This is a genomic window from Halomonas sediminis (assembly GCF_044871105.1).
GTDB lineage: Bacteria > Pseudomonadota > Gammaproteobacteria > Pseudomonadales > Halomonadaceae > Vreelandella > Vreelandella zhuhanensis.
The window spans coordinates 2,562,920-2,583,917 of record NZ_CP085246.1 but is presented as its reverse complement, the minus strand read 5'-3'; the positions used below and the strand labels follow the sequence as shown (position 1 = coordinate 2,583,917).

Genomic DNA, 20,998 nt, shown 5'->3' with positions numbered 1-20,998 from the left:
CGACCAAACGGCATTTCTGGGCATTTTTGGAATATGCATTTGTGAATAGGATAGCAAATGCCCCATCAAGCGGCGTTTATCCTGCTGCCATCATGGCTAGCCGGGCCATGGTTTGCAATTGGCAGCGGCTAACAAAAAGCATCATTCCACTTCAGGCAGGCGTTGAGCGCTCAGCATAGCGGCCACGGCGACAAGGCTCAGTACCACCAAAAGCATGGGGGTGCCCAGCCATTGGGCCAAGGCCCCGAGTATCCCCCCCACGAGCAACATCAGCACACCGGTCAATGTATTGGAAAGCGCCACATACAAGGCTCGGTTGTCCTGACCCGCCATATCGACAATATACGTCTTGCGCCCCAAGCGTACCCCATGATGAATGATCACCAGCAGCGCATAGACCAGGGCGTAGGGCCAGATAGTCTCGCTCCAGGCAGCGGGCAGCCAGGCGGCACCTGCACCCAGCAGGCAGCACAGGCTAGTGCCCAGGGCGGCGTCGCGCATCACACCACGGCTGGAGCGGTCGGCTCGTTTGCCCCAAACCGGGCTTGCCAGCATGCCGGCAAGCCCGGAGACCACTACCATCAACCCCAGCCCACCCAGGTCGGTGCCGCTTTGGCGCTGGCCGAGCAGGGCGATGTAGGGCAGGGCCAAGGCACTGGAAAGCAGCAGAGCCCGTGACAGGTTGAAGTGCAAGAAGGTGCGGTCCTCCTTGAGTAGCGATAACCCCAGCTTGATGCTGTCCCAGGCATTTTCGCCACCTTCCACCGCGCCCGGCGTTTCGCGAATCCGGGCGGCGCACAGCGCATTCAGCGCCCAGCCCAGAGCCGCAACCGCCAGCAGCACGGCCAGTGCCACTTCCCCGGGGCGGTCGTCGAACAGCATCAAGATGCCCCCTGCGACCACGGTAGCCACCCCGGCGAGACTGCCGCTCCAGCCCATCAAGGTGCCACGGCGTTTCTTGGCGATGGTCTTGCCCAGCACATCTTTGGTGGAAATCGAGGAAAGTCCACGCGCCAAGGCCAGCAAGGCCAGTACACCCAGCACCAGGGCACCGCCTAGACTGCCCCGGCCAAACAGTGCCAGCAGGGCCAGTCCCAGCGCCGCCACTGCCTGCAAGAGACCGCCGGTAACCCATACCCACTTGCGTCGGGGTTTCAAACGAATGAAGCCGGCGACAAACAACTGCGGCAGCAAGGCGCCCGACTCGCGGATCGGTACCAGCAGCCCGACCATCCAGACCGGGGCACCGATCACCCCCATCAGCCAGGGCAATACCAGGCGAGCGTTGGAGAGTTCATCGGCCAGTTTGTTGCCCAGCGAGGCGACCAGGTGCAGGAAGAAATTGCGCGGCTGTTCATTGCAGGCGCTGTCGGCAATGTCGTCACACATTCGGCTGTCTTCATCGCCGGTCAGCCATTCGTACACCCGCGACTGGGAAACGTCCTGGTCGGCCATAGAGCCTCCTTGGCTGTTATCATTGTATGTATTGTGGCGCGATGAAACGCTCCGCGCCAACCCTAAAGGTAGGAGGCCGGCTTGCCGGGCGAGCGTTGGTGGTTGCCCTCGGCGGGTAACCCCCTCGCGCGATAAATCGCCCTCCTACCATGGAACTAACCCCATGTCCCGGCATAGGGTAGGAGGCCGGCTTGCCGGGCGAGCGTTGGTGGTTGCCCTCGGCGGGTAACCCCCTCGCGCGATAAATCGCCCTCCTACCATGGAATTAAACCCCCTCAATCAGAAGGAAACCCAATGTCACGTATCCGGATTCGTTACTGTACCCAGTGCCAATGGCTGTTGCGCAGTGGATGGTATGCCCAGGAGCTGTTGTCCACCTTCGGCGAGGCGATTACCGAGGTGGCGCTGATGCCGTCTCACGGCGGTACCTTCGAGATCTGGTGTGACGACATTCTGATATGGGAACGCAAGCGCGATGGCGGCTTTCCCGACATCAAGAAGCTGAAACAGGCGATTCGCGACCAGCTCGACCCCGGGCGTGATCTGGGGCACCTGGATAGATGACCCAGGATAAACAAGCCATGCTCTACGGCCTGGGCGCGGTGGTCCTGTGGTCCACGGTGGCCACGGCCTTCAAGGTGGCCTTGACGTGGATGAGCCCGCTGGAATTGATGTGGCTGGCATCCCTGGTGTCCTGGGTGTTGATGGGCGCCCTGGTCGTGCACCAAGGGCTGGTCAATGAAGCCTTGCGCCGGGGCTGGCGCACTGCGGCCTGGGCCGGGCTGATGAATCCGGTGGCCTATTACCTGGTGCTGTTCGCCGCTTACGACCGCCTGCCGGGCCAGGAAGCGATGGCGCTCAATTATACCTGGGCGCTGACCATGGCATTTCTGGCGGTGCCTCTTCTGGGGCACCGTTTGACGCGTATCGACGTGCTTGCCGGCATGGTCGCCTATGCCGGGGTCTGGGTGATCGCCACCCGTGGCGCGGTACTCGATGTCGATTTTGCCGATGTCTGGGGCGTGGTGTTCGCGCTGGTTTCGACGCTTCTATGGGCGCTTTACTGGTTGCTCAATACCCGGGATGCCCGCTCGCCGCTGGTGGCCCAGTGGCAGAACTTCAGCGTGGGGATGCCGGTGCTGACGCTATTGTTGTGGATGGGGCCGGGATTCGAGTGGCACGGCTGGTCGGCGGTAGGCGCCGGCGTCTATGTCGGGTTGTTCGAAATGGGGGTGGCTTTCGTGCTTTGGCAGCTGGCGGTGCACAAGATTTCACGCACCGCCAAGGTCTCCAACCTGATCTTTCTTTCGCCCCCGGTGTCGCTGTTTCTGCTTTACTGGGTAGTGGGCGAGCCGATCCTGCTTTCCACCTTGCTGGGGCTCGGGTTGATCCTCGCCGGGCTGGGCCTTCAGCAACGCCAGAAGGTACCCGAGCCGCTATAGATGCGGCTCGCTTGCCTTACTCCTGATTCAGCGCTGTTTCTATGCCTTGCTCCTCCAGAAACGGCGCAAGGGCAGGCCAGACATTATCCAGAATGGCGGGCTGGGCGGCGGCCGTCGGATGAATGCCATCGCTTTGCATCAGGCGCCTCTTCAAGGCGACGTTTTCCAGCAGAAACGGTACCAGGGTAAGGTCGTAGTTCGCCGCCAGGTCGTGAAATACCGTGGTAAAGGCGTCGCGGTAGGCCTGGCCATAATTGGGCGGAATGTCGATGCCCAGCAGTATCACCTCGGCACCGGCTTGTTGGCTGGTCTCGATCATTTCGGCCAGGTTGGCACGCATCCGCCCCGGCGGCAGGCCGCGCAAGCCATCATTGCCGCCCAGCTCGAGCAGAACAATATCCGGGTCATATTGTCCCACCAGTGCCGGTAAACGCTGCGCCCCCCCGGTGGTGGTCTCGCCGCTGATGCTGGCATTTACCACCTTTGCCTGTTCATCCAGGCGTTCGGCCAATAGCGTCACCCAGCCCTGCGCCTGTTCGATACCATAGGCGGCGCTCAAGCTGTCGCCCATTACCAGCAGCGTGGGGCGCGTTTGCGCCCAAGCCGTGCTTGTATTTAAGCAAGCCGCAAGTATCAGCAAGACAAACCAAGCAGTTATCATGCCTCTCAGCTCACGCTTTGCCACAGGGATGCCTTTCTTCATGTCCAACTCCTTTACTCGAACGTCCGGAACCTCTGTCAACGATACATCCATTCTAGACACACCCATTCTACATGCCGAAGGCTTGACCAAGAGGGTTGCCAGCGGCGAACGACAGCTGACCATCTTGAGTGAACTGGATTTGACCGTGTTGCCTGGCGAAAGTGTCGCGATCCTGGGGCGCAGCGGGGTGGGCAAGTCCACCTTGCTGGGATTGCTTGCCGGCTTGGATACCCCCACGGCGGGTGAGCTTTCTTTATTTGGCCAAGCGCTCAGCGAACTCGACGAAGACGGCCGTGCCATGTTGCGCGCCGGGCGGGTGGGCTTCGTGTTCCAGAATTTTCAGTTGCTGCCCAGCCTGAGTGCCCTGGAAAACGTGCTGCTGCCGCTGGAGCTTTCGCCTCGCGCGGGTGAGGAAGGCACGGCCAAGGATTGGCTGAACCGGGTGGGGCTGGGCGAGCGGGTCACGCATCTTCCCAAGCAGCTTTCCGGCGGCGAGCAACAGCGCGTCGCGATAGCCCGGGCCTTCGTGGCCAACCCTGAGCTGGTGTTCGCCGATGAACCCACCGGCAACCTCGACCCGCACACCGGCGCCACGGTGATCGAACTCTTGTTTTCGCTCAATCAGCAAGAACGCACCACCTTGATACTGGTGACTCATGACCATGCCCTGGCCGGGCGTTGTGACCGCTGCTTGCGTCTGGAGGAAGGGCGTCTGGTGGAATTCGACCCCAGCGAGGTGACGGCGTGAAGGCTCCCACTCTTCGCCTGGCCGCCCGTGGCCTGAAACGCGACCTGCGCGCCCCGGACGTGCGGGCGCTGTTCATTGCCCTGGTACTGGCGGTTGCCGCCTCGACCATGATCGCCTTTTTTCTCGACCGCCTGGAACGTGGCCTGGAACGTCAAGCCGGGCAGATGCTGGGGGGCGATTTGGTACTGGAGCAGAGCGAGCCGTTTTCTCCCGAGTTACGCCAGGAATTGATCGATGCCGGGCTCGTGCTGAGCGACCAGGTGGATCTGGTCTCGATGATCAGCCGGGAGGACCGTTTTCAGTCGGTGAGCCTCAAGGTGGTGGATGATGTCTATCCGCATTACGGCGTCTCGCATGTGGATCTCGGCGAAGGTGTCGAGGAGGTGGCCTCCGGCCCCGCAGCCGGTAAGGCCTGGATCGACCCGCGCCTGCGTGAGCTGGTCGATCTGGAGCTGGGCGACCAGGTGCAGATCGGCCAGACCGAGCTGCGGGTGAGCGGTATCATCGAGCGAGAAGCCGACCAGTCCGGCGGCTTCAGTAGTTTCAATCCACGTGTGATGATGAATATCGCCGATCTGGAGGCCACCGGCCTGGTACAGCCCGGCTCAAGGGTAGAGTTCGAGATTCTCGCCGCCGGGCCGCCGGAGGCCGTCAACCGTCTGGATGACCGCTTGGCACAGCTGCGCCGCGAGGGCGTTGAAGTGCGCGATGTGCGCCAGGATCGCCCGCAGCTGGGCAACGCTCTGGAGCGAGCCGAAAGCTATCTGGGTATCGCCGGGCTCGCCGCCGTGCTGCTGGCCGGGGTCGCGGTGGCCATGGCCACGCGGCGTTATGTAGAGCGCCACCTGGACACCGCGGCGCTGCTGCGCTGCTTCGGTGCCACTCAGCGTCAACTGGTGCATATTTTCACCCTGCAGCTCGCCGGGCTGGCGCTGGCCGCCTCGCTGCTCGGGGCACTGCTCGGGGTGCTTGGCCAGGCGCTGCTGCTGCGCCTTCTCAGCGCTTTTCTGCCCATGAGCCTGCCGGCACCCGGCATCATGCCGCTATGGCTGGGTATGTTGACCGCCCTGGCGGTCCTGGTGGGGTTTGCCGGTCCCACGCTGTTGCGCCTCAAGCGCGTCAGTGCCCTCAAGGTGTTGCGTCGCGAACTCGACCCCTTGCCGCCCTCGGCCTGGCTGGTGGTCAGCGTGGCATGCGGGGTGTTCGGCGGTTTGCTGTGGCTTTATTCGGGCAGCATCACGCTGGCGCTTGGGCTATTGCTGGGCGGCATTGTGGTGCTGAGCGTCTTGTGGGGGGTGGGCGCCGCCTTGCTGGCCTTGCTGTTGCGCGGCATTCAAGCGCTTCCCAAGGGCGGTGAATGGACCCAGGCGCTGCGCCTGGGTGGGCGCCAGCTGGCACGCCGCCGCCAAGCCGGGTTGGGGCAGTTGTTGGCGTTCTCGATTACCTTTTTCGCCATGGCGATGATCGTGCTGGTGCGCGGGGATCTTCTGACCACCTGGGAGGCACAGCTGCCCGCAGACACCCCCAATTACTTCGCCATCAATATTCAGCCCGGTGAGCGGGAAGGCTTCGATGCCGCGATTGCCGATAGCGTGGAAACCCAGAGCTCTCTGTACCCCATGGTGCGTGGGCGAATCACTGCGATCAACGGCCAGCCACCACGAGAGGCAGTGCCGGAAGAGGCTCGGGGCGACAATGCCCTGCGCCGTGAACTCAACCTCACCTGGCAAGCCGAGGTGCCCGAAGGCAATCGCGTGGTGGCGGGAGAGTGGTTTGACGGCTGGCAGGCTGACGCCGCTGCCGACTCACAAAGTGGCAATGGCTGGATGGCTGCCGTGGATGCAGAGTCCCAGCCGCCGCCGGTGCCCGTCTCCATGGAGGACGGCCTGGCGCAGCGCCTGGGGCTGGGCTTGGGCGACCAACTGACGTTCAGTATCGGCAGTGACGAGGTTCGCACGCAAATCACCAGCCTGCGGGATCTGAACTGGGATAGCTTTAGGCCCAACTTCTACGTCATCTTTCCGCCGGGCGTACTTGAACGTTACGGCCATAGCTACATCACGGCGTTTCACTTGCCGGAAGAAGAGCAAGGCATCTTGCCCGAGCTGGTAAGCGAATTTCCCGGAGTCTCGCTGCTCAATGTGGATGCCATTCTCGGCCAGGTGCGTGATGTGCTCACCCAGGTGACGCGTGCCGTTGAACTGGTGCTGGGACTGGTGTTGTTGGCCGGGGTGAGTGTGCTGTATGCCGCCCTGACCGCCAGCCGTCCGGTGCGGGCTCACGAAAGCGGCCTGCTGCGGGTGTTCGGTGCCGGCAACCGGATGATTTCCCGCATTCAAGGCGCTGAATTCGCCTTGCTGGGTCTGGCCAGCGGCCTGCTGGCCGCCGTTCTCGCCGAGCTTGCCACGGCTGTACTGTATATGTTCCTGCTGGACTTGCCGCCGCGCCTGCATATCGAGCTATGGCTGGTGCTGCCGCTAGGCGCCGCCCTGTTGATCGGGGTGATCGGCCACGCCCTGTCTTACAGCCTGCGGCGCCAGGCACCGGCCGCCAGCCTCGGCTTGCTGGGAGAGGCGTGAAGCCAACCCTCGCCCGCGAAGCGGCCTCCTACCTGGCGGCGGGCAATGCGCCGTTGCATGGTAGGAGGGCGGCTTGCCGCGCGAGTATTTGAAGGTGGCTTTTGCAGGCTAAACCCTCGCCCGCTGAAGCGGCCTCCTACCTCGTGGCGGGTAATGCGCCGTTGCATGGTAGGAGGGCGGCTTGCCGCGCGAGTATTTGAAGGTGGCTTTTGCAGGCTAAACCCTCGCCCGCTGAAGCGGCCTCCTACCTCGAGGCGGGCAATGCGCCGTTGCATGGTAGGAGGGCGGCTTGCCGCGCGAGGGGTATGGTCTTGTATCGTTGCATTGATAGGAGAAACTTATGCCAAGGAAGGTAGCGCTGCGCAAAGGGCGCACCTCTTCAGTGGGTCATGATTACTTGGTGACAATCGTTACACGCAATCGCGATCAGATTTTTTCTTCCTTCTGGCCAGCGTGTCAGGCGGCCCATCATTTCTATCATCCCGTGCTTTCATGTCATGCCACGACGCTCAGTTTTGTGGTGATGCCGGACCATGTTCATTGGCTCTTTAAACTTGAAGGCAATCTTTCAGAGGCGGTTAGGCTTTACAAAGCCAAGGTCTCGTTATCGCTAGGGAAATCGGTCTGGCAGGATGGTTTTCATGATCATGTATTACGCAAAGACGAAGATTTACGCAAAGTTGCCCGATATATCGTAGCGAACCCGCTACGCGCAGGCTTGGTGGATAACATCATGGATTATGCTTTCTGGGATGCTGTCTGGCTGTAAATTCTTCTGTGTGGTGTGGTGTGGTGTTGTGGGAGGGCGGCTTGCCGCGCGAGGGGTTGTGGTAGCTGATGCCAAGGTGGTTTATTGCGAGCATCAGGAATATTCTTAACGATAGGTTTCGCTAGAATAACGTTCTCTTAGCACGGAGGTTTTGCATGTCACAGCGCCTGTCCAATCGCAGTCTGGCCGGTAGCGGTTTATTGATTGCCACTTTAGTGGCGACTACCCCGGCGCTGGCCAGCGCCGAGCGTCTTGAGGCCGAGCTGCGTGCCTTGTTCGCTCAGGGAGGCGAGCTGAGCATTGGCGACGTTTCAGATGCCATGCTGCGCAGCCGCTATACCGCTGAAGACATCGTATTTGATAGCGTCGAGGGCGAGCGCCTGCGGATTGGCAGCTATGTCGTCAACGGCGACTACGACCAGCCTGAGCGCGTTACCCTGCAAGACATCCGCGTGGAAGACCGCCTGACCGAGCTTGCGCTGTTGCAGATCGAGGAGATCGTTCTCAATGAACCTTCCCGGGCGGTATTTCCGCTTCACGAGGCGATGGAAGGTCAGGACTTTCAGCTGGGCGGCTTGACGGTTGACCAGATCGTGGTGGATCTCGACTCCGACCTGGCGGAAGAATTTCTGCGCGATGCCGGGGTAAAGCGTGGCCGCGGGCGCCTGGATATTGAACGACTTTATGGCGAGTCGCTAAGTGCCGATGCCATCGGGTTGCTCGAAATAAACGGCCTGGCGGCCACCGGGGAAGACCTCGAGGAATTCGGCAGCGGTTCCCTGACGCTCGATGCATTGCGTATGGAGCAATTGAGCGGACTCGAGAATCCCGAGGAAGGGCAGTTGAACCTGCTGGTAATGGAAAATTTCGCCATCGACAGCGACCGCCTGGTAGGTCGGCTCGATGAGCTGCGTATCGATGGTGATCTTGCCGATGGCGAAGGTGGCATGTGGCTGGAAGCCTTCGAAGTCGACCTTGAGCGCATGATCGCCAACGCCCCGGCCGAAGAGCGCACCCAGCTGCGCATGGCGAGTAACCTGCTCACCGGCGGCAGCGGCACGCTCAAGCTGGACGCCGGTTTCAACGGCCGTTGGGAGCAGCACAACGACCACAGCACTTTGGGCGGTGACAGCCGCATCACCCTGCATGACGCCATGCAGCTAGCCTTCGGCGTCAATCTGCCGGTGATTTTACCCGAAAATACCCAGCCGATGGATGTCTTTCACGATGCCAGCCTGCTGGATGCCGCCACCCTATTGGGCGGCGATCTTTCGCTGACGCTAAGCGATAGGGGGCTGTTCGGCCGGCTGGTCACGGTGGGTGCAGCGCTTGAAGGAATCACCGAAGCCCAGCTTCTCGAACAGGCGCGCACCCAGGCCCAAGGCTTCGGCATGATGTTCGGCCCAGAAGTCCAACAAGTGCTCGCAGGCTTTGTCGCCTTGCTGGAAGGCAGCGCCAGCGAGCTTGAAATCAACGCCACCCTGCCGCCACAAAGCAACCTGAAAACCTACACCGACGACCCCCTGGGCCTGCCCGGCCAAGTGTCGCTGGAAGTGGAAACGCGCTAACCCTGTTTCTTCAGCTTTTTTTCATGAATATCATTCATGAGTTACCTGACGCGGATTCGATGAAACCCGCGTCAGGCTGAGTTATCATTGCCGCCTGACTTTTCCTAGCTTGTACTCCTTTAACGAGGTTCCCGCCGATGTTCAGCCGTGACATGACAATTGCCGGATTCGATGATGCCCTGTTCGATGCCATGCAAAAAGAAGTGGTGCGTCAGGAAGCCCACATCGAACTGATCGCTTCCGAAAACTACGCCAGCCCCCGCGTACTGGAAGCTCAGGGCAGCCAGCTGACCAACAAGTATGCCGAAGGCTATCCCGGCAAGCGTTACTACGGCGGCTGCGAGTTTGTCGATATCGCCGAAAACCTGGCCATCGACTACGCCAAGCAGTTGTTCGGCGCCACCTACGCCAACGTTCAGCCGCATTCCGGTTCTCAGGCCAACGGTGCCGTCTTTCAGGCGCTGGTCAAGCCCGGTGATACCATCCTGGGCATGAGCCTGGATGCCGGTGGCCACCTGACCCATGGGGCAAAGCCCAACTTCTCCGGCAAGCATTACAATGCCATCCAGTACGGCTTGAATGACCAGGGCCTGATCGATTACGACGAAGTCGCCCGTCTGGCGCGCGAGCATCAGCCCAAGATGATTATCGCCGGGTTCTCTGCCTACTCACAGATCGTCGACTGGGCCAAGTTCCGTGAAATCGCCGATGAAGTGGGTGCCTACCTGCTGGTCGACATGGCGCATGTGGCGGGCCTGGTGGCCGGCGGTGTCTACCCCAGCCCCTTGCCGCACGCGCATGTGGTCACCACCACCACCCACAAGACCCTGCGCGGCCCGCGTGGCGGCTTGATTCTTTCGGCGGAAGGCGATGCCGATATCGAGAAGAAGCTTCAGTCAGCGGTGTTCCCGGGCGTGCAGGGCGGCCCCTTGATGCACGTCATCGCCGCCAAGGCGATCTGCTTCAAGGAAGCCATGGATCCGGCGTTCAAGGCTTACCAGCAGCAGGTGGTCAAGAACGCCCAAGCCATGGCCGGTGTGTTCATGGAGCGTGGTTTCGATATCATCTCCGGCGGTACCCAGGATCACCTCTTCCTGCTTTCCCTGGTCAAGCAGGGCGTGACCGGTAAAGACGCCGACGCTGCCCTGGGTCGGGCGCACATCACCGTCAACAAGAACGCCGTGCCCAACGACCCGCAAAGCCCCTTCGTCACCTCCGGCTTGCGTATCGGCACTCCGGCAGTCACCACGCGCGGTTTCGGCGAAGCCGAATGCCGCGAGCTGGCGGGTTGGATCAGCGATATCCTGGATGCCCTGGCCAAGGGTGTCGACACTGCCGCCATCGAAATCGATGTCAAAGGCAAGGTCGAAGCCTTGTGCTCGCACTTTCCCGTCTATCGTTGAGCGGAATGTACTTGGCTCAAGGTTGAGCTGACCCCCCGTTTCTGCCGGGCACTCGCCCGGAAGCGCCCCTACCCGCTGTAGGGGCGTTTCTGTTATGCTGCCGCGATTAAATTTCTCACTTGACGTTCTCTCAATTCAACGGTGAACCACCCCATGGCAAAGCAACAGGAAGCAACGGATCTGCAGCGGGCGTTGAAAGCTTGCAAGGGCTCGTTCGTCTCGGTGGGCTTTTTCAGCATGTTCGTCAACCTGCTGATGCTTGTCCCGCCCATGTACATGCTGCAGGTCTACGATCGCGTTCTCTCCTCACAGAGCGTCGATACATTGATCATGCTCACCCTGCTGGTGATCTTTCTGTTCATGGTGATGGGTGGGTTGGAGCTGGTGCGCTCGCGCATGCTGGTGCGCATCGGCAACCGCCTGGATACCAGCATCAATGCCCGGCTTTACGGCGCCATGTTCCGGCGTAGCCTGCATACCCAGGGAACGGCAAGTGCCCAGCCGTTGAATGACTTGACCAGCCTGCGCCAGTTTCTCACCGGCAACGGCCTGTTTGCCTTTTTCGATGCACCTTGGGTGCCGGTCTATCTGGGTGTGTTGTTCCTCTTTCACCCCTGGCTAGGCATTTTTGCCACCCTGGCAGGGGTTATTCTGGTGGGCTTGGCGGTCGCCAATGAAAAAGCCACCAAGACATTGCTCGCCGAAGCCAATAGTGAACATATCCAGGCGCAGAACCTGGCCAACTCCAACCTGCGCAACAGCGAAGTGCTGCATGCCATGGGCATGCTTCCCGGGATCATGGGGCGTTGGTCCAAACGCCACCATGAATTTCTGGCCAAGCAATCTCAAGCCAGTGATCGGGCGGGCGCGCTGACCAATACCTCCAAGGTGCTGCGCTTGATGTTCCAGTCGTTGATTCTGGGGCTGGGTGCCTTGTTGGTGCTAAGAGGCGAGATGACCCCCGGGATGATGATTGCGGGTTCGATCCTCATGGGCCGCGCTCTGGCGCCTATCGACCAAATGATCGGTGGCTGGAAAGGGTTCGTGGGGGCGCGTGGCGCCTACGAGCGTTTGAATGAACTGCTGACCCAGATACCCGAAGAGCAGCAGCATATGTCACTGCCCGCCCCGAAGGGCGAAGTGGCGCTGGAAGGTGTCGCCGCCGCACCTCCCGGCTCGCGGATGGCCACCATTCGCGGCATCAATTTCAGTGTGCCCAAGGGCGAGCACGTCGGCATCATCGGCCCCAGTGCGGCGGGCAAATCCACCCTGGCGCGTGTCTTGCTGGGTATCTGGCCGGCCCAGGTGGGCGATGTGCGACTCGATGGCGGTGAAATCACCCATTACAACCGCGATGAAATCGGCCCCTATCTCGGCTACCTGCCCCAGGATATCGAACTGTTCGATGGCAGCGTCAGTGAAAATATCGCCCGATTCGGCAACCTTGACCCACAAAAGGTGGTCGAAGCGGCCAAGAAGGCGGGTGTGCATGAAATGATCCTGGATCTGTCCAATGGTTACGACACGGTGATTTCCTCGACCAGCGGCGCGCTTTCCGGTGGCCAACGCCAGCGCGTCGGCCTGGCGCGCGCGCTTTACGGCAATCCGGTGCTGGTGGTGCTGGACGAACCCAACGCCAACCTGGACGACGCCGGAGAGCGCGCCCTGGCGCAGGCGATTGCCGACTTGAAAGCCGAAGGCACCACGCTGTTCGTCATCAGCCATCGCACCAGCGTGCTCAAGAAGATGGACAAGCTGCTGGTGATGAAAGAAGGCCAGGTGAGCATGTTCGGCCCGCGCGATGACGTCCTGGCTCAGTTCGCCAAGAAGCCCCGCGCTCAGGTGGGCCAGCAGAACAACACACGCCTTTCGGCCATTCCCGGTGGCCGCAGCGGCGAGGAGTGATAGAGCAGATGAGTGACAACGAGAACGACAAGTCCACCTCAGACAAGATGCCGGTGCGCCAGGAGATCGACGTTACCCCCAAGGGGCCGGCGACGCTCGAAGGTGAAACCGTGGAAGGCCTGCCCACCAGCGACAAAGGCTACCGCAAGCTAGGCTACGCCATCTTGCTGGTGGCGTTCGGTGGCTTCGGTACCTGGGCGGCGACAGCCTCCCTGGCGATTGCCGTGGTAGCCCCGGGCAGCGTCTCGATGGAGTCGTTCAAGCGTACCGTGCAGCACCTGGAAGGCGGCCTGGTCGACGAACTGAGGGTGCAGGACGGCGATCATGTCGAGGCCGGTGACCCCCTGGTGGTGCTCAGCGATACCCAGGTGCGCGCCCAGTTGGAAATCGCGCGCTCGCAATACCTGATCAACCGTGCCATGGAACTGCGCTTGCTGGCCGAGCAGCAGGGCGCCGAGACCCTGGAAATCCCCGCTGAACTCCAGGATGTCGATGACCCGCGGGTGCAACAGGTGCTTGCCGTGCAACAGAGCCTGTTCGTCGCTCGCCGTCAATCGCTTGCCAGCACCCTGAACTCGCTGGACGAGCAGAGCAACCAGATGCGCGAACAGATCGAAGGGCTGGAATCACGCATCAGTGTCAACAAGCAACGCATTGCCTCGCTGCGCAGCGAGGCGGAAGACTTCCGCTCGCTCTATCGCGAAGGCCTGGGCGATAACCAGCGCATGCGCGAGCTCGAGCGCCAGATCCTGCAGTACGAAGGCGACAATGCCGAGTACCGTGCCAACATCGCCCAGCTGCGCTCGCAGATCAGCGAAAACCTGATGCAAAAGGAAATCCGCCAGCAGGAGTTCCAGGCCGAGATCGGTGAACAGCTGCGCCAGGCCCAGGCCCAGATCGCCGAAGCCGAAGAACGCATTACCTCGCTTACCGACCAGGTCAAACGCACCGTGGTCAGGGCGCCGGTTTCCGGCACGGTCGTCGGGCTGCAGGTGCACACCATCGGTGCCGTGCTGCGTGCCGGTGACCCGATCATGGACATCGTGCCCAGCCAGGATGGCTTTGTGGTCGAAGCCCGGGTGCCGACCCGCGATATCGACAACATCTACATCGGCCAGCACGCTGAAATTCGCTTTTCCGCCTTCAATCAGCGCCTGACCAACCAGATTGCCGGCGAAATTATCAACATCAGCGCCGACAGCTTCGAGGACGAAGCCACCGGGCAGGAGTATTACAAGGCGCGCGTACGGGTGACCGAAAACGGCCAGAAAGACATGACCGAGCAGATGCGCCTCCTTTCCGGCATGCCCGCCGAAGTGATGATTCGCACCGGTGAGCGCACCTTCGCCAGTTATATCGCCAAACCGATTACCGATATGCTGGCCCGCGCCCTCCAGGAGGATTGATGTTGATGACAAGAATTAACCCCTCGCCCAAGGTAGGAGGCCGGTTTACCGGGCGAGCTCTTGACCGTGGTGTTTGTCCAGACACCCCCTCGCGCGATAAATCGCCCTCCTACCAGGTCAACCCCCACCAGGCTGGCCCCATGGTAGGAGGCCGGCTTGCCGGGCGAGCCCTTGACGGTGGTTGTTGGTCGGCCAACCCCCACCAGGCTGACCCCATGGTAGGAGGCCGGCTTGCCGGGCGATGGGCGCCGCTAGGTGCCTTGGCGCTGACGCTCATGCTTGTCGCCACGCCTGGCATGGCTCAGGACGACGTTCCCGCCGGCAACGCGGCCTTGGCCGAACTTGCCGCCATCGACGAAAACCGTGCTACCGGCATTCGGCAACTGCCTTCGTTACCAGGGCTGTTTGCCCTGGCATTGGAAAACGATGCCGAACTCGCCCGCCAGCGTTTCGAGCTGGAAGCCACTCAGGAAGAGCGCCCGATGGCGCGCTCTCAACTGCTCCCCCAGGTCTCAGCCTCCGGCACCTACCTGTGGCAGGATTCCACCAACATTCAGACCTCCCCGGAGGAGTTCGGGCTGGAGCAAACCGCTACACGCCCCGGTGAGATAGATGAAACCGTATGGCAGGTACAGCTTCAACAGCCATTGTTCAGCCTGGAGCGCTGGCGCAAGCTGGATGTCGCCGATGCCCAGATCAGTGCCGCGGAGCTGCAGCTGGCAGTGGTCGAGCGCGACCTGGCATTGCAGGTCAGCGAAGCCTACGTCGACGCCTATCTCGCCGCCCAGCGCCTAGGCTTGCTCGAAGCCCAGCAGGAATCCCTGGAGCTGCAGGTGCGCCAGGCGCAACGTGCCTATGACTTGGGCATCGGCAACCGTATCAACTTGCTCGAAGCTCAATCACGCCTGGATCGGGCGATTTCCGATGCGGTGCTGGCGGAAAACGAACTGGATAACGCCCTGAGCGAGCTCGAGCGCCTGACAGGCACCTTGCCTGAATTTCGTGGCCTGGCGGTGGGCGAACTCTCGCGAGTGGAACTGCAGCGTGAATGGGGCGAGCAGGAAGACTGGCTGCAACGCACCGGGCAGAATCTGCGTGTGTTGCTGGCGCGCGAAGAGCGGCGCGTCACCGCCGCGGACACCGGTACCCGTCGCGCCGGTTACTTCCCCGAGCTCAACCTGAACCTTAGCTACTCCGATCGCCAAAGCGACGACCAACTGCGCGAAAGCAAAGATTACCGCGCCAGCGTGGAACTCAGCATGCCGCTTTATCGCGGCGGCTATACCACCGCCAGCGTGCGCCAAGGGGTGTTGCGGGAACAAGCCGGGCAACAGGCGCTCGAGCACCAGCACAACCTCGCCGCTCAGGAGGTTCGCCTGCGTTTGCGTTCGCTCAATGGCAATGTGCGCCAGCTGGATGCCCTGGGCCAATCGATCGAATCCAGCCAATTGTTTTTACAAGCCGCCGAGCTCGGCGAACAGCTCGGCCTGCGTGATCTGGTCGATGTGCTCGACGCCCGCGCCAGCCTTTACGACCAGCGCATTCAATACGTGGATACCATGGGCAACTACGCCCTGGATCTGTTGGCACTGCAATCGGCGGTGGGAAGTCTGGAAAGCGAGGATCTCGAAAATGCCATGCAACTGCTTCAGCGCACATTGAAGTAAAACTAAACACTAAACACTGGCTAGGTTAGGGCTTATCACGAATGGAAAAGATATTTTATCAGCATGAACATAAGGAAGTGTCACTTGTTGACATTGCTGTGATTACCTGCCGCCGCTGGAAAATAGCGCTCGCGGTATTTTTGGTCATCTTTGGTGCGGTGGTCGCGCTCGTCATGAGTGGTGAAAAAAAGTACACCTATAACTCAGTGTACAAAGTAGCCGAGCAGCGTCCAACCCAAAATAATGAACTGGGTAGTTTAGAACCTCCTTCAGCCGTTGCCGCCAAAATAAGAACGTTATACGCCAATAACGCCTCAGCAGCCCTAATGAAAATGCTGAAAACTGAGCGTTTAGACTTTGATGTAACTGTCACCAATCCCAATGAAACGCTGTTATTGGTTATCGAAAGCGAAGCTGCAGAAAGCAATGCGCAACACGTAACAAGCCTTCATGAACAGATACTTCAGCGCGCCCAAGAAAATCAGCAAATTAGTTTGCAGCGTCGGAAAGAAACGCTGGAAAAGCGGCGTGATAACACACTAGAACGAGCGCAAAATATACTCGAAAGTAGCGACTCAGGTGAACTAGCGGCCACCTACGCCGACCAAGTGGCCGAAATAGAAGCCCACCTTGCCGAGCTGGTACCCGGTGAAATAGTACAGCTAGCCGAACGTAGCACACGCCCAGTAGGGTTAGGGCGACTATGGAAATTAGTGCTAGGAGGCATGGTAGCCGTAATACTCGCATTAGGTAGCGCATGGCTTTGGCACTTTGCTGCCTTGGTGGTCAAAAAAATGAAGAGCAACCACCGAGCCAGCTAAATGGGCCAGCACAAACTCTATGCCTATATGGCCAACAGTGGATGGATGTTGGCAGAACAGTTACTGCGGCTAATCTCAGGCGTTTTGGTAGGCGTCTATATTGCCCGCTACCTCGGCCCAGAACAGTTCGGCATCCTCAGCTACGTGATTGCTGTCGTCGCCTTCCTGGTGGTGGTCGCACGGCTAGGTATGGATGCCATACTGGTCAGAGAGCTGGCCCAAGACCTGCACGCTGGCCGCAAACTGGGTACCGCCATGGCGCTAATGCTAGGGGCAGCAGCACTTTGCTACAGTCTGCTTCTACTAGTGCTCTACGTAAGCAATGAACCCCTGGCCATTAAACATTACCTGGCTCTTGCGAGTCTCAGCGTGTTCCTTGTAATGTTCTACGCCTTCGACTTCTTGTTTCAAGCACGTGTCGAAGCTAAGCGCGGTGCCATGGCAAAGTCTGCTGCGTTAAGCATCATGGTCGTCGTCAAGCTACTCTTTATATGGCAAGAAACAACGCTCGTCTGGTTTGTGGCTGCGTACTTAATGGAACACGTCCTAGTAGCTGTCTGCCTGTTAGGCATGTACAAGTATGCACAGCCGATTGATAAATTAAGCATTTCAAAAGCAGATATCAAACCACTGCTGGGCAGTGCCTGGCCAATGGTATTAGCTGGGTTGTCATCACTTATCTACATGCGTATCGATCAGCTAATGCTGCGCCATATGTTGGGTATGGAAGAAGTGGGTATCTATGCTGCTGCCGCACGCATCTACGAGGCCTGGATACTCATACCTTTCGTACTCTCCACCTCGCTGCTACCGTTTTTAGTCGCCGTTAAGAAAGCCTCTTATCCGGTTTTTATTAAGCGAATGCAATGGCTATTCAGCGGTATGGTCGCAATGACTAGTTTTGCCGCACTTATTGCTTATTGGCTAAGTGAGCCGATTATACTGTTTGCGTTTGGCCCCAGTTATCAAGCCTCAGCCAGCATTCTTCCGCTGCTCATGGCGTCCGCCATTTTTACCTCTGTGCACTCACTCACGGTTCGCTACATGACTGTCGAACATCTGGAGCGTAAAGTCGCCAAGCGCACCTTTGCTGCAGCGCTACTCAATATTGTCGCCAATGCCATTTTAATACCCGCGCTGGGCGTCCAAGGCGCCGCCTGGTCAACACTGCTAACCATGTTCTTCATTGCTTATGTAATGGATTACCTAGAAGCCGACCTCAAGCCGTTGGCCCGAATCAAGCGCAATGCGTTGCTAAAACCCCTGGTTAGATAGCCCCACCAAATCCCAGGAAAATGCAGCCACTGCAGGAGAAAATATTCATGAGCCAACCACATTTTGCCTTATGCGGCGCTTTCGACCGTCACAACTACGGCGATATTCTGTTTCCGCTCATTCATCGCCACGTGATTTGTGGTGAATACGGTGAAGGGGCTGATGTTAGCTGCTACGCCGTCAAACAAGCTGACCTCACCAACATAGGCGGTGTACGCGCAGAAACCATGAGCACGCTGATCAAGCGCATTCGCCAAGCGCCCGCGCAACACAATGTCATATTTTGTGGGGGTGACATTCTCTCAGCGGATTGGGTCACCATGTTAGGTCACCATTTACCCAGCGATTTACTGTGCCGCGGGCTAGCGGCAGGGCGTCGCCTGCTAGGGTTTGAGCGAGCCAATGAACTATTGCGCAAAGCCTACCAACAACCAGCACGTTACCCCTATGTCATGGATCCAAAAGAACGCCCGTTAAGCCTGCACTACACAGCAGTAGGCGCCTCGGGCTTCAATATAGAGCGAAACCCCCAGCACTTGCATGACGTTGCCGCGTTACTCAAAGGCGCAAGCGAAGTCTCCGTACGCGACCGCGAAGCCCAGCAGCGCCTACAAGAAGCGGGCGTTGATGCACGGCTGGTGCCCGACACTGCGCTCATCATGTCCGATATTTATCCGCTTGACGAGCTAGCCAAACAGCCCTGGCAAGAAGACATAGACACCCAAAATGGCTTTAAGCACGACCACTACCTCGTCTTTCAAACAGCCAAGAGCTACGTAGCAGGGCAGCACGAACAGGTTGCCGAGCAGCTAGCCGATATCGCCGCCGCAACCGGCTACTCGATCTTACTGCTACCTATTGGGCGTGCCACTGGGCACTCCGACGCTCAAATATTAAAAAAACTGTTTGAAATGCTAAAACAGCGGGGCATCCCCTGTGCACTACAGCAAAGCCCCCATGTGTTACATATCATGGCCTCGCTTGCGTTCTCCCAGGCCTATATCGGTACCAGCCTGCACGGGGCTATCACCGCCTACGCCTTTGGCCGCCGAGTATGTGGCATCGCCACCCAGCGTGTTAAAAAACTGCACGCCTTTATCGGTACTTGGCTGCTGCCTGAGGAAGCTGTTTCAGTTCCTGATACCCACTTTATAGACGCTTTCAACACACTGCTGGAACAGCCGCGTAATGCCGAGGCTGCCCAACAGCTAGCTGTCCACAAGGGGCTGATATATGACGACATCAAGCGATATTTACAGAAGGCGTCTTATGCAGCCTGAGATCGAGATCCTCCTGGCAACCTGGAACGGCGAGCGCTACCTCAAGGAGCAGCTCGACTCCCTGTTGGCACAAACCAACACAAGCTGGCAGCTGATCGCCCATGATGACGGTTCAAGCGATGCTACCTTAGACATCCTGCACACTTATCAGCGTCAATACCCTGAACGCATCCAGGTGCTCGAAGACGGGCAGCGCTTTGGTAACGCTTGCGGCAACTTCGCACACCTGCTCAAACACGCTCAAGCTCCCTATGTCATGTTCTGTGACCAGGACGACATATGGCTACCTTTTAAGGTAGAAGTAACGCTTAACGCCATGCAGGCCGAAGAAGCAAAGTGCCCCTCGGTCCCCATACTCGTTCACACCGACCTTCAGGTCGTCGATGCACAGGGTAATAAGCTCGCCTCCTCATTTTTCGATGCTCAGCAGCTACCGCGCGAATACCGCTCCCTGCTGGATGCGGCCGTGCTCAACCGCGTCACAGGCTGCACCGTAATGCTCAATCAAGCTGCTATAGATGAGGGAACTCCCATCCCCAGGCAAGCTCTCATGCACGACTGGTGGCTCGCCTGTCGCACCCTGCAAGCAGGTGGCAAGGTGGTATTTGTCAATCAGCCTACGATGGGTTACAGGCAACACGGCGGCAATGTCATCGGCGCCAAAGCCATTGGCGTAAGCTACTATGCAAAGCGGCTCTTGGCACTCAAAGACGTTGCCACCAGCCTACAAGGGGTCATAAAACAAGCGCGGGCGCTAGGGCTGCAAGATTCCACGCTGCGCATTGTGGGCACGAAGCTCGCCTACACCATTAAGCGGGTAATCCCTCATGCGCGCTGAAGAGTGGATCAAGCATCCGCTGGTCATATTTATCGCCGTATGGGCTATTATTGCCGTCAGCGTAAGCCTGCGCGTCTCCACCTCATTTCAAGATGACATCTCACCGCTTTATCAGCTCATGGGCGTGTCCATCGCCATGTACAGCATTGGCTTTGGGCTTGTCGCACTGCTCGGTAACACCAGTCGCACGCGGCACTGTCTCACGCTGCACCAAGTCGCCACCGTAACCCACCAAACACAGCGCTTCATGTGGGTCATACTGCTACTCGCATTTGCCATTGTGGCGCTTAACCTAGTCACTTATGGCCTACCGCCATTCTTTGGTTTTTTAGGTGTTGATACCTATAATTACCTGGAATACGGGCGCCTCAAAGGCATACTGTTTGCCCTAGCTGCCTTTATAGTGTTGCTGTCGGCATATGCCCGTCCCACGCTGGGGCTATTCATGAAAGCCGTGGGTATAGGTATTTTTATCCTCTACGTAAGCCGTGGCTACATTATCTTCTCGCTCCTCGGCTACTTCTTTTTAGTGCTGCACCTGCGCAACATCCGCATCGGCCGCATGCTGCTTTACGGGCTACTGCTAGTGGTCCTGATGGTCATCATTATGGAAGTCGTCGGGCACTACCGCACTGGCACCGCCAGCTTCTTTGCCGCTTTGAACATCAAGCCCGAATTCCAGCAAATGAACGCCGGTATTGTCTGGCTACTGGCCTACATCTCCATGCCCGCCATCAATATTATTGAATTAACCCAGCATCACACATTTTTTGCTGGGAAAGCGCTCTACAGTGCGGGCATGCCCGCCTTTATGGCCGTTGATACGGAAGTGAACAGCTACTTCGCCAGCATTATTCCCAACCACTACAACACCGCCAGCGGCTACCTCGCCAATGTCTACCTGGATTTCGGCTGGTACGGTGTGGCGCTATACAACCTACTGCTGGGTATGGCGGCCAGTGCGATACACCGGTTTAGTGCCAACTACCTGTTGAAAAGCATCTTTCTTGCTGCAACAGCACTGATGTTTTTCAACGACTACTTTGTTTATTTCACCACCTTTACCATGTTCGCCCTCGCGGTCGCCGCGCACCGCTATCTATACCGGCCCGCAAGGCGCTACCAACTAATTGAATGAA

17 protein-coding genes are annotated in these 20,998 nt (G+C 59.0%); 15 read left to right on the top strand and 2 right to left on the bottom strand.

What is annotated here, in order from left to right:
- Positions 1-141: 141 nt before the first annotated feature.
- Positions 142-1,455: an MFS transporter gene (locus LG290_RS12205; protein WP_499835047.1), complete on the bottom strand. Its 1,314-nt coding sequence runs from the start codon at positions 1,453-1,455 to the stop codon at positions 142-144.
- Between the two features lie 294 nt (positions 1,456-1,749).
- Between LG290_RS12205 and LG290_RS12200 the strand changes: the two genes are divergently transcribed.
- Together LG290_RS12200 and LG290_RS12195 are read left to right on the top strand one after the other, a co-directional pair.
- A complete protein-coding gene (locus LG290_RS12200; RefSeq protein ID WP_160417832.1) occupies positions 1,750-2,019 on the top strand; it encodes an Rdx family protein in 270 nt (89 codons plus the stop codon).
- Entirely contained in the window at positions 2,016-2,897 is an 882-nt protein-coding gene (locus LG290_RS12195; RefSeq protein WP_499835046.1) for a DMT family transporter, read from the top strand. Before LG290_RS12200 ends, LG290_RS12195 begins: the two co-directional genes overlap by 4 nt.
- 16 nt (positions 2,898-2,913) lie before the next feature.
- Here the strand turns inward: LG290_RS12195 and LG290_RS12190 are convergent, their stop codons facing one another.
- Complete coding sequence (locus tag LG290_RS12190) at positions 2,914-3,600, bottom strand: arylesterase (protein WP_499835045.1); 687 nt, start codon at positions 3,598-3,600, stop codon at positions 2,914-2,916.
- Here LG290_RS12190 and LG290_RS12185 point away from each other — a divergent pair.
- From LG290_RS12185 to LG290_RS12125, 13 genes are all read left to right on the top strand, one after another.
- Positions 3,599-4,348: an ABC transporter ATP-binding protein gene (locus LG290_RS12185; RefSeq protein WP_227842168.1), complete on the top strand. Its 750-nt coding sequence runs from the start codon at positions 3,599-3,601 to the stop codon at positions 4,346-4,348. The genes LG290_RS12190 and LG290_RS12185 overlap by 2 nt on opposite strands.
- Entirely contained in the window at positions 4,345-6,927 is a 2,583-nt protein-coding gene (locus tag LG290_RS12180) for an ABC transporter permease (protein WP_499835044.1), read from the top strand. The genes LG290_RS12185 and LG290_RS12180 overlap by 4 nt, the downstream gene beginning before the upstream one ends.
- Before the next feature lie 340 nt (positions 6,928-7,267).
- Positions 7,268-7,696 (top strand): REP-associated tyrosine transposase, encoded by a 429-nt coding sequence (locus LG290_RS12175; protein WP_499835043.1) that lies wholly within the window; start codon positions 7,268-7,270, stop codon positions 7,694-7,696.
- Between the two features lie 155 nt (positions 7,697-7,851).
- Positions 7,852-9,264, top strand: a complete 1,413-nt coding sequence (locus LG290_RS12170; RefSeq protein ID WP_499835042.1) for a hypothetical protein — start codon at positions 7,852-7,854, stop codon at positions 9,262-9,264.
- 137 nt (positions 9,265-9,401) lie between these two features.
- Positions 9,402-10,667: a serine hydroxymethyltransferase gene (gene glyA / locus LG290_RS12165; protein WP_499835041.1), complete on the top strand. Its 1,266-nt coding sequence runs from the start codon at positions 9,402-9,404 to the stop codon at positions 10,665-10,667.
- 153 nt (positions 10,668-10,820) lie between these two features.
- Complete coding sequence (locus LG290_RS12160; RefSeq protein ID WP_499835040.1) at positions 10,821-12,572, top strand: type I secretion system permease/ATPase; 1,752 nt, start codon at positions 10,821-10,823, stop codon at positions 12,570-12,572.
- A gap of 8 nt (positions 12,573-12,580) precedes the next feature.
- The gene (locus tag LG290_RS12155; protein ID WP_499835039.1) at positions 12,581-13,978 is read left to right on the top strand and encodes an HlyD family type I secretion periplasmic adaptor subunit; all 1,398 of its coding nucleotides are present in this window, start codon (positions 12,581-12,583) and stop codon (positions 13,976-13,978) included.
- The gene (locus LG290_RS12150) at positions 13,978-15,645 is read left to right on the top strand and encodes a TolC family outer membrane protein (RefSeq protein WP_499835038.1); all 1,668 of its coding nucleotides are present in this window, start codon (positions 13,978-13,980) and stop codon (positions 15,643-15,645) included. The genes LG290_RS12155 and LG290_RS12150 overlap by 1 nt, the downstream gene beginning before the upstream one ends.
- Positions 15,646-15,686: 41 nt before the next feature.
- A complete protein-coding gene (locus tag LG290_RS12145; protein WP_499835037.1) occupies positions 15,687-16,466 on the top strand; it encodes a hypothetical protein in 780 nt (259 codons plus the stop codon).
- Positions 16,467-17,741: a flippase gene (locus LG290_RS12140; protein ID WP_499835036.1), complete on the top strand. Its 1,275-nt coding sequence runs from the start codon at positions 16,467-16,469 to the stop codon at positions 17,739-17,741.
- 47 nt (positions 17,742-17,788) lie between these two features.
- Positions 17,789-19,021: a polysaccharide pyruvyl transferase family protein gene (locus tag LG290_RS12135; protein ID WP_499835035.1), complete on the top strand. Its 1,233-nt coding sequence runs from the start codon at positions 17,789-17,791 to the stop codon at positions 19,019-19,021.
- Complete coding sequence (locus tag LG290_RS12130; protein WP_499835034.1) at positions 19,011-19,859, top strand: glycosyltransferase family 2 protein; 849 nt, start codon at positions 19,011-19,013, stop codon at positions 19,857-19,859. The genes LG290_RS12135 and LG290_RS12130 overlap by 11 nt, the downstream gene beginning before the upstream one ends.
- A complete protein-coding gene (locus tag LG290_RS12125) occupies positions 19,849-20,997 on the top strand; it encodes an oligosaccharide repeat unit polymerase (protein WP_499835033.1) in 1,149 nt (382 codons plus the stop codon). The genes LG290_RS12130 and LG290_RS12125 overlap by 11 nt, the downstream gene beginning before the upstream one ends.
- Position 20,998 lies beyond the last annotated feature (1 nt).

What these genes read in the sequence shown, in the direction of transcription:
- LG290_RS12205 (WP_499835047.1), bottom strand. Translation starts at nt 1,455, where the DNA reads ATGGCCGACCAGGACGTTTCCCAGTCGCGGGTGTACGAATGGCTGACC.
- LG290_RS12200 (WP_160417832.1), top strand. Translation starts at nt 1,750, where the DNA reads ATGTCACGTATCCGGATTCGTTACTGTACCCAGTGCCAATGGCTGTTG.
- LG290_RS12195 (WP_499835046.1), top strand. Translation starts at nt 2,016, where the DNA reads ATGACCCAGGATAAACAAGCCATGCTCTACGGCCTGGGCGCGGTGGTC.
- LG290_RS12185 (WP_227842168.1), top strand. Translation starts at nt 3,599, where the DNA reads ATGTCCAACTCCTTTACTCGAACGTCCGGAACCTCTGTCAACGATACA.
- LG290_RS12190 (WP_499835045.1), bottom strand. Translation starts at nt 3,600, where the DNA reads ATGAAGAAAGGCATCCCTGTGGCAAAGCGTGAGCTGAGAGGCATGATA.
- LG290_RS12175 (WP_499835043.1), top strand. Translation starts at nt 7,268, where the DNA reads ATGCCAAGGAAGGTAGCGCTGCGCAAAGGGCGCACCTCTTCAGTGGGT.
- LG290_RS12170 (WP_499835042.1), top strand. Translation starts at nt 7,852, where the DNA reads ATGTCACAGCGCCTGTCCAATCGCAGTCTGGCCGGTAGCGGTTTATTG.
- glyA (WP_499835041.1), top strand. Translation starts at nt 9,402, where the DNA reads ATGTTCAGCCGTGACATGACAATTGCCGGATTCGATGATGCCCTGTTC.
- LG290_RS12160 (WP_499835040.1), top strand. Translation starts at nt 10,821, where the DNA reads ATGGCAAAGCAACAGGAAGCAACGGATCTGCAGCGGGCGTTGAAAGCT.
- LG290_RS12155 (WP_499835039.1), top strand. Translation starts at nt 12,581, where the DNA reads ATGAGTGACAACGAGAACGACAAGTCCACCTCAGACAAGATGCCGGTG.
- LG290_RS12150 (WP_499835038.1), top strand. Translation starts at nt 13,978, where the DNA reads ATGTTGATGACAAGAATTAACCCCTCGCCCAAGGTAGGAGGCCGGTTT.
- LG290_RS12145 (WP_499835037.1), top strand. Translation starts at nt 15,687, where the DNA reads ATGGAAAAGATATTTTATCAGCATGAACATAAGGAAGTGTCACTTGTT.
- LG290_RS12140 (WP_499835036.1), top strand. Translation starts at nt 16,467, where the DNA reads ATGGGCCAGCACAAACTCTATGCCTATATGGCCAACAGTGGATGGATG.
- LG290_RS12135 (WP_499835035.1), top strand. Translation starts at nt 17,789, where the DNA reads ATGAGCCAACCACATTTTGCCTTATGCGGCGCTTTCGACCGTCACAAC.
- LG290_RS12130 (WP_499835034.1), top strand. Translation starts at nt 19,011, where the DNA reads ATGCAGCCTGAGATCGAGATCCTCCTGGCAACCTGGAACGGCGAGCGC.
- LG290_RS12125 (WP_499835033.1), top strand. Translation starts at nt 19,849, where the DNA reads ATGCGCGCTGAAGAGTGGATCAAGCATCCGCTGGTCATATTTATCGCC.